Raw genomic sequence first — 12191 nt, 5'->3', positions numbered from 1 at the left:
ATTATTAGAGATTTATCACTATAAAAAGTATACTAAAAAGCCAATACTTAAAATGATTAAAAGGTGAATCAAATAGTGAAAAATGTAATGAAATGGATTGTCTTACTAATAATTATTATTGTTCCACTAACGTGGTTAATACTGAATATAAATGATATAAAAGAAAATATGAATGAAACATTTACTACACAAAATCAGGACGCAGACCAAGGTGAAAGTGAAGATTCTTTTAGTAAATTTTTCGATGGCAGTAGGGAAACAGAAAATTTTGGGGAATATGAATTTAGTGAATTTGATGGTAAACACTACGGCATCGATTATCATTTGCCTGAAGATACGCCAATCAAAGCGGCTGCTGATGGCAAAGTGACGCGAACATTCGATGATGATTTAGGTGGTAAAGTAATTCAGATAGCAGAGTCAAATGGTGAATATCATCAGTGGTATATGCATCTTAATGAATTTAAAGTGGAAGTAGGAGATGACGTTAAAGCAGGTGATACGATTGCACTGTCAGGTAATACCGGTGAACAAACGACTGGCGCACACTTGCATTTTCAACGTATGGAAGGTGGCGTTGGTAACGATTATGCGATAGACCCTAAAGATTATGTTAAAGATTTGCCAAATGGAGAAGAAAGTTTATTTGAAGTAGAGTAAATCGCTATATTAAATAAAAGAGATTCTAGAAGTTAGAGTTTTTCATACTATTAATACCAAACAACACAAGAAGTAATGAAAAATGGGGTTTATGAAAAAATAATAGCTTTTGAGATAACGTGAATAGGGCGAGACGATGAATTCAAATGATAATGTTTGATTTCATTGCCTCGCCCTAATTTTTATGGTCTTTTGGTATATCATAGATAGAATCGTATTGTAATAAATCTTGATGAATTGCTTCCCATAAATAGAATGCACCAATTGAAGCACAACCCTGCCATTGTTCCTTACAGATAGTGAGTTGTTTCTTTCTTTCGGCTTTGGTTGTTTGATATAACCATTGAGCAGCACGTTGCAATCCAACATCGTATATAGGTAATATATTTTTGCGCTGTAATGTAAATAGAAGAAAAACTTCGGCAGTCCATCTACCAATCCCTTTAATTTGAGTCAGTGCGTTAATAACGCTATTATCGTCCATTTTGTAGAGTTGTTCAAAATTCAATTGTCCATTGCGCACTGCAAATAGTACATTTTGGATATAGTTTATTTTTGATTGAGATAAACCTAACGCTTTCATTTCGGATTCTCTTAGTTGTGATAATTGATTTACCGTCCAGTGATCGTCAATGGCGATGGATAATTTTTGGAAAATAGATTGCGCTACAGCTACTGTAATTTGCTGTCCGATGATAGACCGGATAAGGGATTTTAACGGGTCTGCGCGCGTCTGAATCTGTAAATCTCCTATCTGGTTAATTAACTGCGCAAGTGTGGCATCTTGTTTAATTAGCGTTTGTACGCATGCATCTTGAACGGAAATTTGCCATGTATTCATAAATTACCTCTTAATTTAATAAGTCTTGAAGCACAACTGCTTGATTGTGCTGTTCATCTTTTGCTGCAAATAATAAGATGACGTCATTCTCAGTATTAGAAATGATAGATTTTAATTTTTCAAAGGCTTCTTTTTGTGATTCATTGTCACGTAATTCTTTGGCATATTTTTCTTTAAAAGCAGCATATAATTTGGGATCGTGATTGAACCATTTTCTTAATTCGGTAGTTGGCGCTAGCTCTTTTAACCAAAAATCTAAATTTGCGTCTTCTTTTGATATGCCTCTAGGCCAAACACGATCTACAAGTATACGCGTACCTTCGCTCTGATTATTTTCATAAATGCGTTGTATTTCAATTGTCATGCTACTGCCTCCCTGAAAATCATTTAGTATCAATCATATTATTACCGTTAAATGAAATTTGAAAACATAGTTATATTATAGAAGGAACAGGAATGGGTATATAAATAAAAAGGGAAATAGGAGTGATGTTAATGTCTAAATTTGATCATATTCAACCACCTGACCATTTTCGATATAAAGAGGGTGAAGTGTTAATAAAAAATTATTATGAATTTACATGTGATAATAGAATTTATTTTACTCAAACTGTGCATAAAGATTTAGAAAACCAAACATATAAGTTCAATATAGAAATATTATCTAGCATTGATGCATATGGGCTAGCTATGGATTTTAATGAAGTAGATAAACTGTATGAAAGAGAAATAGCGCCTTATATTGATGGTCAACTTGTGAATGAAACATTGCCAGAGATGAATACAACAGCAGAAAATATTGCGATTTGGATTTGGCATCAATTTAATAAACACTTACCTGAAAATAATTCATTACAAAAGCTAGAATTTTTTGAAACGGATACACAGGGGTTAGTGTTAACAACAGAATTAATGGATAAATAAAAATGACGATATAAAAAGTGTGAGTAGAACAGAAATCAAAATTTCTAATAGAGATTTCTTAGTTCTACCTATGCAATTAAGGCAAGGATGATTAAGTTAAAGCTCATGGATAAGTCTTACTAGCATTTTTATGTGGCATATCTAAGTTTTGGCTTATGTATCAGTACGACACGTTTCCATAAAAATGAAAAAATTAGTTTCTTTAAATACGAGAGGATTTACATTTTCAATTCAACTATCTGCTAATGCTAAATGTAAGCGAGTTTAGGACCACTATTTATGTCCTAGACTCGCTAGTTTGATATATATCGTTTTAGAAAACACTTAAAATTAGCTTGATATAAGATGCGATTTTTAGAAAGTCGAGTTCCTCCAATGTTTTGTGTTTGCTACTAAATGAAATCACCCCTGTGATGAATTTAGTAAAAGTGAAAAATAATACAAAATAAATATTCTGAAAATTAAGAAAATATGATATGGTAGTGTTCTATTTCAGCTTAGGGGGGAACTTCTATGATTAAAGTAAGTCCAAAACAATTTCTATATAATGTTCTGTCAGGTGTAGCAATTGCTATTGTTGCAGGTTTAATTCCTAATGCGATCTTGGGAGAATTATTTAAACTTTTTGCACCAAAATCTTCAGTATTTACAACTTTATTGCAAGTTGTGGAAAGTATTCAATTTACAGTTCCTTTATTAGTAGGTGCTTTAATTGCCATGCGTTTCAAACTAAGCCCATTAGCAACTGCAGTCGTAGCTAGCTCTGCATTTGTAGGAAGCGGCGCAGCACAATTCAAAGATGGCGTGTGGTTATTAGTTGGAGTTGGAGATTTAATTAATACAATGCTTACTGCAGCGATTGCAGTATTTTTAATATTATTAGTAGGAGAAAAATTTGGCAGTCTGACATTAATTATTTTACCTACCATTGTGGGGGTCATCGCAAGTGTAATTGGTGTATTTACCTTACCATATATCCAAATGATTACAACAGGTATTGGGAACTTAGTAAATTCTTTTACTGAGTTGCAGCCAGTCCTTATGTCAATGCTCATTGCATTAGTGTTTAGCTTTATTATTATTTCACCAATTTCCACAGTTGCGACTGCTTTAGCTATTGGTATCAATGGCTTAGCTGCAGGTTCAGCTTCACTAGGTATTGTTGCGTGTGAAGGTGCATTAGTAGCAGGCACACTTAAAATAAATAGAGCGGGTGTACCACTTACGATATTCTTAGGTGGCGTCAAAATGATGATTCCGAATATGGTCAGACATCCTATTATATTGTTACCTATTTTTACCAATGCGCTTATTACAGGTTTAGTTGGTGGGTTAATTGGTATTGGAGGTACAAAGGAATCAGCTGGTTTTGGTATTATCGGACTAGTTGGACCGATCAGTGCTTTTAGATTTATGGAACATTCAATAATATTGAATTTAGTTTTTGTGTTTATTTCATTTTTTGTCGTACCATTTGTTATGGGGTATTTAATTAATACGTTATATATGAAGATATTGAAAATATATGATAGAGAAATCTTCAAGTTCTTAGCGTAAGGTTACACAATTTGCTTAAAATGTGTGTCATATTTTGTAATAAAGCATAAGGTTGTCGTTACATAAAAAAATATAAAATGATTAAAAAAGGCCACCCATCAGTGGTCTTTTTTTAATTTAAACAAAAAAATTTGCAAGTTTTACTCCAAAATATAATTTTTTTGTCTTTTTGTTATTTTACAGTTATGTAACAAAAGTGTGATTTGTAATATTTCAGAATATATGATTTTCTTAAATGTAAATTTATTTAATCGCTTTATATCATATACTCATATAATATCCTTTTATCTATCAATAGTTATTTAGCATTATAAAATAAAACAAATATGTCGTAATGTTACAAAGTGGAATTTGATTTGTAACGTTTTGTTAAGGAAGTGTAATATAACTGAACGAAATTTATGGTATATTATTTGTGGCGAAAAGATAAGACATTAAATTTAAAAGATTTCAGCACATACGATAAATAATTTAACGAAAATATAATTTAACTTAAAAAGAAATTAATTGGAGGATTTTTTTATTATGAAGAAAACAATTTTAGCATCATCATTAGCAGTAGCATTAGGTGTAACAGGATATGCAGCAACAGCTGATCACAATCAAGCGCATGCATCAGAAGAAAATATCGACCAAGCGCATTTAGCTGACTTAGCTCAAAACAACCCAGAGCAATTAAATGAAAAACCATTACACGCTGGTGCGTATAACTATGATTTCGTATTAGGTGGAAACGAATATACTTTCACTTCTGATGGCCAAACTTGGTCATGGAATTATACAACTGCAGGTGCTCAAAGTGCATCTTCTAACACTATCCAAGATGTAACTGCTCAAGCAACTACACACACTAACGAAACTTCAGCTAACGAAGTTCGTACACAACAACAATCAAGCAACACTGAAGTAGCAGCTGTTGAAGCGCCTAAAGCTTCATCTAACACAAACGTTCAAACTGCACAAACAAGTACTTCAACTAAATCAACAACTACAACAACTACAACATCAACATCAAGTATTGATGCAATTGCTAATCAAATGGCAGAACGTACTGGTGTATCAGCTTCACAATGGAAAGGTGTTATCCAACGTGAAAGTGGCGGTAACGCAAATGCTGTTAATGCTTCATCAGGTGCATACGGATTATTCCAATTATTAGGCCATGGTGAACATGCAGGTATGTCAGTTCAAGATCAAATAGATAAAGCTGTTGAAGTTTATAATAACCAAGGTGCTGGAGCATGGGTTGCTTGGTAAGATTTAATTATATAGACAAAGAGTGACTCTTTAGAGTCGCTCTTTTTTTGCATTGACATGTTTGAATATTCTGATAAAATTAATAGTAATTTAAAAGCAAAACTTATCCAGAGAAGTTGAGGGAATTGGCCCTGTGAAGCTTCAGCAACAGACTTTGTAAAGAAGTACTGTGCTTCGTCCAACAAGTAACACTACTTGAAAGATAGGTGACATGTAAACTATATGCCACTTTCGTAGGTATATAGTTTTTTTATTAGGAGGACTTTGATGGTGATTTCGGATAGATTAGCACAAGTACCAGATAGTTATTTTGCAAAAACGATGGGGCAGCCTGTTGAACATGGGCCGTTACCTTTAATTAATATGGCGGTAGGTATACCAGATGGAGAAACACCAACAGGGATTATTGATTGTTTTACAGATGCATTGCGAGAGCCAAATAATCAAAAGTATGTAGCATTTCATGGTAAAGAGACTTTTAAACAAGCGATTGTAGATTTTTATCAAAGGCAATATGATGTCGTGTTAGATAAAGACGATGAAGTCTGTATTTTGTACGGAACTAAAAATGGTTTGGTAGCTTTACCATCTTGTATTGTTAATCCTGGTGAAAATGTACTACTACCAGATCCAGGTTATACAGATTATAAGGCGGGTGTCTTATTAGCTGATGCACATCCACAACCGCTCGTATTAGAACCACCATATTACTTGCCTCAATGGGATAAAGTGGATAGGGATATATTGAAAAATACGCGATTAGTCTATTTAACGTATCCAAATAATCCTACTGGATCAGTAGCTACACAAGCTGTATTTGATGAGGCTGTAGCGCAATTTAAAGGTACAAAGACTAAAATAGTTCATGATTTTGCGTACAGTGCATTTGGGTTTGATCATAAAAATCCGAGTATTTTACAAACAGAAGGTGCAAAAGATTTAGCGATTGAAGTATTTTCATTATCTAAAGGATATAATATGTCCGGTTTTAGAGTTGGATTTGCAGTAGGCAATAAAGATATGATTCAAGCGTTGAAAAAATATCACACACACACGCATGCGGGTATGTTTGGTGCGTTACAAGATGCAGCGACCTATGCATTGAATCACTATGATGATTTCTTGGACGAACAAAGTAATATTTTCAAACAACGTAGGGATACTTTTGAAGCGAAGTTAAAGGAAGAAAATATTCCATTTGAACCGATGAAAGGTGGTATATTCTTGTGGCTAAAAACGCCGCCAAATTTTGATGGGGAATCATTTGTTGACTATTTATTACAAGAGCAATCCATACTTGTTGCACCGGGTATTCCGTTTGGTGAACATGGTAAAAACTATGTGCGTATATCATTAGCGCTTGATGATGAGCAATTGAAAGTAGCTGCCGAGAGAATCCAATCTCTGAGACATCTGTATGAATAACATTAATTTTAAAGGGGATGCTAACATGACGCGTATAAAACTTTTTGGCGTTAGAAATGAGGATAAAGCTTTCATTGAAGCTTGGTCTAATAAGCATAAAGTAGAAGTCGATTTAGATGAAGATTTATTAACATGTGAAACTGTCTCACGTGTAAAAGGATTTGATGGTGTGTCTATTTCGCAACAAATACCATTGGACGAAACCATTTATAAGCAATTACATGATTTTGGGATTAAACAAATTGCTCAACGTAGTGCTGGCTTTGATATTTATGATTTTGAATTGGCGGAAAAATATAATTTGATTATTAGTAATGTACCTTCTTATTCACCACATTCAATTGCGGAATATACTGTGTCACAAGCACTCAATCTAGTTCGTAATTATAATGACATTCAACAAAAAACTGCTGAATATGATTTTAGGTGGCAACCGGATATATTATCACGTTCTATTAGAGACTTGAAAGTTGCTGTCATTGGAACAGGTCGCATTGGTTCAATTGTTGCTAAGATATTTGCGCAAGGATTTGACGCTGAAGTAACGGCTTATGACATTGCACCTAATGATGATTATAGAAGCTTTTTAACTTATGCAAGTACCATCAATGAAGCAATCCAAAATGCAGATATCGTAACAGTACATATTCCAGCTAGTAAGGAAAATGATTATTTGTTTGATGAAACTTTATTCAATGAATTTAAACCAGGTTCTGTATTTATTAATTGTGCTCGAGGTACAATTGTGAAAACAAGTGCATTAATCGATGCTTTAGATCGAGGTTTGATAAAAGGTGCAGCATTAGATACGTATGAAGGTGAAAAAGGCTTGTTCCCTAGTGATCAACGTCATACAGCATTTAATGATGATATGTTAAAGCAATTGATTGAACGACCAGATGTCATTGTTTCACCACACATTGCATTTTATACAGATGCCGCTGTCGAAAATTTAATTGTTGATGCATTAGATGCAACGATGGAAGTCATAAAAACAGGTGACACGCGTTTAAGAGTAAATTAAATATATAAAAGAAGGGGCGCTTAAATGACTAAGCGTCCCTTCTTTTATATTTATTTAACATCGTAACCTTGGTCTTCTATTGCGTCTTTCATTTGAGGCATTGTAACTTTGTCATCGTCAAAATCTACTTTAACATTACCGGCTTCTAGACTAACGTCAGCTGTTGATACACCATCAAGCTCAGTTAATGCAGTTTCTACAGCATGTTTGCAATGGTCACAGCTCATGCCTTCTACTTGAATTGTTTCTGTAGCCATATAAATCACCTCCTCATAAAGTCGTATGATTGTATTATATATCATTTATAATTTCATACGTTTTAATCTTAACGCATTTGTTACTACACTAACAGAACTTAGAGCCATGGCTGCACCAGCAATCCATGGTGCGAGCAAACCAAGTGCGGCGATAGGTATACCTGCAACATTATAACCAAATGCCCAGAATAAGTTTTGGCGAATATTACGTATGGTTGCTTTACTTGCCTTAATGGCTTTAGGTATTAATAATAAGTCACCGCCTAGAATTGTAACATCTGCGGCTTCAATAGCGACTTCTGTGCCAGTACCAATAGCAATACCAATATCGGCTTGTACGAGTGCTGGTGCATCGTTAACGCCGTCACCCACCATCGCAATGGTTTTATCTTGGGTTTGGAGTGATTTGATTTTTGCTGCTTTTTCTTCTGGTAATACTTGGGCAATGATTGTATCGATACCAACTTCATTGGCAATAGCTTGTGCTGTACGTTCATTGTCACCGGTTAACATGACGACTTTAATATTGAGATCATGTAATTGTTTAATTGCAGCAGCAGTTGAGTCTTTGACTGTATCTGCAACGGCAACCATCCCTCTATATTCTTGATTGATTGCAATTAACATTGCTGTTTTACCAGATTTTTCAAATTGAGTCATGATGTCTTCTGAATCTTTTATATCGACATTTTCGTCGTTCATAAATTGACGGTTACCAACAATTAAATTTTTGCCAGATATATTTGCTTTAATACCGCGCCCAGGTACCGCTTCGAAATCAGTTGTATCTAATAATTTAATATTCATCGTTTGGGCATAATTTACAATGGCATCTGCTAAAGGATGTTCTGAACCTTTTTCTGCGCTAGCTAATAATTGCAAAGCTTCTTCATCACCATCAAAGTCAGTGACTACTGGTTTCCCATTGGTTATCGTACCTGTTTTATCAAGTACGACGGTATCGATTTGATGGGTACGTTCAATGTGTTCGCCACCTTTAAATAAAATACCGTTTTCTGCAGCTTTTCCAGTTCCTACCATGATTGATGTAGGTGTTGCTAAACCAAGTGCACAAGGACACGCAATGACGAGTACTGCAATTGCGGCAACTAATGCGGGTTCAAATTGACCTTGTTGAACGAATGCAATCCATATAATAAAAGTGAGTACTGCGATACCAACGACGATAGGTACAAAGTAACCTGAAATAACATCGGCTAGACGTTGTATCGGTGCTTTCGAACCTTGTGCTTCTTCAACAACTTTAATAATAGACGCGAGGGCAGTATCTTTTCCTACCTTCGTAGCTTTAACAGTGATAGAACCATTTTTATTCATAGTTGAACCGATAACGTTATCATCTTGCACTTTTTCAACTGGCATGGATTCACCAGTTAGCATCGATTCATCAATAGACGTTTTTCCTTTAATGATTTTACCGTCTACAGGTATTTTTTTACCAGGTTTAATAATTAAATAATCGCCTTCAACCACATCGTTTAGCGGTATCATCTGTTCTTTATTGTCCCGCAAAACGCGCGCTTCTTTGGCTTGAAGATTCAATAATTCACTTAATGCATTTGTCGTTTGTGTTTTTGCACGAGTTTCTAAATATTTACCAAATAAAATAAGTGTAATTAATACGGCACTTGTTTCGAAATATAAATGAGGCATCACATTAGCATTAAATAGCCATTTGACCATTTCGTATAAACTGTAGAAATAGGCGGCACTTGTACCTAATGCAACGAGTACGTCCATATTTGCTGAGCCATTTCTTAAGTTTTTGTAAGCTCCAACATAAAATTGCCATCCGATAATAAATTGAACCGGTGTTGCCAATATAAATTGGAACCAAGGATTCATAAAAATAGATGGAATTTGTATACCGAAAAGATGTACAAGCATTGTTAGCAAGAGTGGCGCGGCCAACACTGCAGAAATGATTAATTTAACTAATTTGCTTCTTAATTCTAATTCTTTTTGTGAACTTTTTTCGGCCACCTCTTTTTTGGGTTGTGCATCGTAACCTATTTTTTGTATTTTTTTAATTAATGCATCAACAGACGTTGCACTAGGATTATAGGAAATCGTAGCATTTTCAGTTGTTAAATTGACTGTTGCTTGATCTACACCATCTGTACGATTCAATACTTTTTCAATTCGATTAGAACATGCTGCACACGTCATGCCAATAACATCTAACTCAGCTGTTTCATTTAACACACCATAACCTGTTTTTTCTATGGTTTTTGTTAAATCATCTGCGGATGTTGATTCTGGGTTGTAAGATATTGTAGCTTTTTCAGTTGTAACATTCACATTTGCTTCTACATCATCTAATTTATTTAAGTTTTTCTCAATGCGATTGGCACAGGCAGCACATGTCATTCCAGTAATGCCAATGGTCGTCTTTTTCTGTTCAGTCATATGCTGTGACCTCCTTATAGTTAAAATAAAATGGCTGGATATATACGATTAAGTCATTTGTTTTATATTTATAATATACCCCTAGTAGGTATACAAGTCAAACACAATGTTTAAAAAAAGACTGAAGCATCGTATGCCAATTAAGGTATATCATGCTTCAGTCTTGGAAAATATTTATAAAAGATGTTGTTGATTCACTTTACTTAATTCATTTACGATTTTACGGCTATCTTTATTTAGATACTGAACGTAAATTGTATTGTTTTTTTTATGATAATTATCTATTAAAGTATCTATGGCATTTACTGCAGAATCATCCCATAAATGTGCATCTTTAAAATTTAAGTAAATTGTTTTATGTCTTAATTCTAAATCAAGTTGGTTCATTAATGAATCAATAGATACGAAGAAAATTTGTCCAGTAATATAATAATGAATGGTGTCGTCCTCTTCTTCGTAGGTAACAACCACGTTTGAAATCTTTGTTGCAAAACAAAGTGCACTCACAACGACACCGACGATAACACCTAGAGCTAGGTTATTAGAGATTAGCACAATCGCAACTGTTAAAATCATGACAAATGCATCAGTGCGAGGTGCTTTTTTAATAAATTTAAAAGATCTCCAATCAAATGTACCAATTGAAACCATAACCATAATTGCAGCGAGAATAGGCATTGGAATTTGAACAACCCAGTCGCCAAAGATGATAATCAAAATGATTAAAAATATACCGGCAGTAAAAGTAGATAATCTTGTCGTTGCACCTGATCGAACATTAATGACAGATTGACCAATCATCGCACAACCACCCATTGCGCCAAAGAAACCAGTTACTACATTAGCAATACCTTGGCCACGTGATTCTTGATTTTTACTACTATATGTATCTGTTGCTTGATCCACAATTCTAGCAGTCAATAAACTTTCTACCAGACCGACAATCGCCATAGATAATGAGTATGGAAAAATGATTTGTAATGTCTGTAAGTTGAATGGTACATCCGGAATAAAGAATTGTGGCAATGAACGATTAATTGCACCTAAATCACCCACAGTCTCAACTTTTGCACCGGTAATTAAATACGTTATGGTTAGTAGTATAATTGCAACAAGTGGTGCGGGTACTTTATTAAATACGCGTGGTAGCAAGTAAATAATAAGTAGGGTAGAGATAACAAATAAATAAGTTGGGATAGAAATACCAAAGATATGTTTGATTTGGGTCATGAAAATCATAATAGCTAGTGCATTAACGAATCCAATCATGACAGAATTTGGAATGAATTTCATTAATCTTCCTATTTTTAAAATACCGAAAATGATTTGTATGATACCCATTAGTATTGTCGCAGCAAGCAAATATTGGACGCCATGATCTTTGACTAAAGGAACAATTACTAATGCGACAGAACCGGTAGCAGCAGATATCATAGCTGGTCTGCCCCCTACAAAGGAAATGACCACTGCTATAATAAATGAAGAATATAAACCGACCATGGGATCCACACCAGCAATAATTGAGAACGAAATGGCCTCTGGAATGAGCGCTAATGCAACAACAATACCAGCTAAAACATTGGTGCCTGGTGCAGTTAGCCATTCACTTTTTAATTTATTTAACATCTCTTGTACTCCTTATTTAAAATTGAACTTAGCTATTATATCATAAGATATAATTGAGCATTTTAAGATTTGAATAAAATACTTTTTATATATGTGACAGGTTTGTCATTTAAATGGAAATATTTGTTAGTTGAAACAAACGAAAAAAGAATTGAGATTCGTTAAGCTATGACTATACAGTAATTAAGGA

11 protein-coding genes and 1 riboswitch are annotated in these 12191 nt (G+C 34.3%); of the genes, 6 read left to right on the top strand and 5 right to left on the bottom strand.

What is annotated here, in order from left to right; genetic code table 11:
- Positions 1–87: 87 nt before the first annotated feature.
- Positions 88–660, top strand: coding sequence for a M23 family metallopeptidase (locus tag L987_RS11100; protein ID WP_206170434.1), 573 nt, complete (start codon positions 88–90; stop codon positions 658–660).
- Positions 661–835: 175 nt separating this feature from the next.
- Here the strand turns inward: L987_RS11100 and L987_RS11095 are convergent, their stop codons facing one another.
- Positions 836–1501, bottom strand: a complete 666-nt coding sequence (locus L987_RS11095) for a DNA-3-methyladenine glycosylase family protein (protein WP_011302273.1) — start codon at positions 1499–1501, stop codon at positions 836–838.
- Between the two features lie 10 nt (positions 1502–1511).
- Positions 1512–1865: a DUF488 domain-containing protein gene (locus L987_RS11090; protein WP_011302274.1), complete on the bottom strand. Its 354-nt coding sequence runs from the start codon at positions 1863–1865 to the stop codon at positions 1512–1514.
- Positions 1866–1996: 131 nt separating this feature from the next.
- Between L987_RS11090 and L987_RS11085 the strand changes: the two genes are divergently transcribed.
- From L987_RS11085 to L987_RS11065, 5 genes are all read left to right on the top strand, one after another.
- Positions 1997–2425, top strand: coding sequence for a 6-pyruvoyl trahydropterin synthase family protein (locus tag L987_RS11085; RefSeq protein WP_011302275.1), 429 nt, complete (start codon positions 1997–1999; stop codon positions 2423–2425).
- Between the two features lie 513 nt (positions 2426–2938).
- Positions 2939–3982: a PTS transporter subunit IIC gene (locus L987_RS11080; RefSeq protein ID WP_047504659.1), complete on the top strand. Its 1044-nt coding sequence runs from the start codon at positions 2939–2941 to the stop codon at positions 3980–3982.
- A gap of 525 nt (positions 3983–4507) precedes the next feature.
- On the top strand, positions 4508–5239 hold the full coding sequence (locus L987_RS11075) for a transglycosylase family protein (protein WP_047504656.1): 732 nt from the start codon (positions 4508–4510) through the stop codon (positions 5237–5239).
- 100 nt (positions 5240–5339) lie between these two features.
- Positions 5340–5448: riboswitch (SAM riboswitch) on the top strand.
- 58 nt (positions 5449–5506) lie between these two features.
- Positions 5507–6664 (top strand): aminotransferase class I/II-fold pyridoxal phosphate-dependent enzyme, encoded by a 1158-nt coding sequence (locus L987_RS11070; protein ID WP_011302278.1) that lies wholly within the window; start codon positions 5507–5509, stop codon positions 6662–6664.
- Between the two features lie 25 nt (positions 6665–6689).
- Complete coding sequence (locus tag L987_RS11065; RefSeq protein ID WP_011302279.1) at positions 6690–7688, top strand: D-lactate dehydrogenase; 999 nt, start codon at positions 6690–6692, stop codon at positions 7686–7688.
- A 50-nt stretch (positions 7689–7738) separates the two neighbouring features.
- Here L987_RS11065 and copZ read toward each other — a convergent pair whose 3' ends face one another.
- The 3 genes from copZ to L987_RS11050 form a co-directional block, all read right to left on the bottom strand.
- On the bottom strand, positions 7739–7945 hold the full coding sequence (copZ, locus tag L987_RS11060; protein WP_011302280.1) for a copper chaperone CopZ: 207 nt from the start codon (positions 7943–7945) through the stop codon (positions 7739–7741).
- Positions 7946–7990: 45 nt separating this feature from the next.
- On the bottom strand, positions 7991–10375 hold the full coding sequence (locus L987_RS11055; protein ID WP_047504653.1) for a heavy metal translocating P-type ATPase: 2385 nt from the start codon (positions 10373–10375) through the stop codon (positions 7991–7993).
- A gap of 174 nt (positions 10376–10549) precedes the next feature.
- Positions 10550–12001, bottom strand: coding sequence for a SulP family inorganic anion transporter (locus L987_RS11050; protein ID WP_011302282.1), 1452 nt, complete (start codon positions 11999–12001; stop codon positions 10550–10552).
- Positions 12002–12191: the final 190 nt, after the last annotated feature.

The sequence above is a fragment of the Staphylococcus sp. ZWU0021 genome (assembly GCF_000798895.1).
GTDB lineage: Bacteria > Bacillota > Bacilli > Staphylococcales > Staphylococcaceae > Staphylococcus > Staphylococcus saprophyticus.
This window is presented reverse-complemented; position numbering and strand designations above follow the sequence as displayed.

What these genes read in the sequence shown, in the direction of transcription:
- L987_RS11080 (WP_047504659.1), top strand. Translation starts at nt 2,939, where the DNA reads ATGATTAAAGTAAGTCCAAAACAATTTCTATATAATGTTCTGTCAGGT.
- L987_RS11095 (WP_011302273.1), bottom strand. Translation starts at nt 1,501, where the DNA reads ATGAATACATGGCAAATTTCCGTTCAAGATGCATGCGTACAAACGCTA.
- L987_RS11070 (WP_011302278.1), top strand. Translation starts at nt 5,507, where the DNA reads ATGGTGATTTCGGATAGATTAGCACAAGTACCAGATAGTTATTTTGCA.
- copZ (WP_011302280.1), bottom strand. Translation starts at nt 7,945, where the DNA reads ATGGCTACAGAAACAATTCAAGTAGAAGGCATGAGCTGTGACCATTGC.
- L987_RS11065 (WP_011302279.1), top strand. Translation starts at nt 6,690, where the DNA reads ATGACGCGTATAAAACTTTTTGGCGTTAGAAATGAGGATAAAGCTTTC.
- L987_RS11090 (WP_011302274.1), bottom strand. Translation starts at nt 1,865, where the DNA reads ATGACAATTGAAATACAACGCATTTATGAAAATAATCAGAGCGAAGGT.
- L987_RS11100 (WP_206170434.1), top strand. Translation starts at nt 88, where the DNA reads ATGAAATGGATTGTCTTACTAATAATTATTATTGTTCCACTAACGTGG.
- L987_RS11075 (WP_047504656.1), top strand. Translation starts at nt 4,508, where the DNA reads ATGAAGAAAACAATTTTAGCATCATCATTAGCAGTAGCATTAGGTGTA.
- L987_RS11055 (WP_047504653.1), bottom strand. Translation starts at nt 10,375, where the DNA reads ATGACTGAACAGAAAAAGACGACCATTGGCATTACTGGAATGACATGT.
- L987_RS11085 (WP_011302275.1), top strand. Translation starts at nt 1,997, where the DNA reads ATGTCTAAATTTGATCATATTCAACCACCTGACCATTTTCGATATAAA.
- L987_RS11050 (WP_011302282.1), bottom strand. Translation starts at nt 12,001, where the DNA reads ATGTTAAATAAATTAAAAAGTGAATGGCTAACTGCACCAGGCACCAAT.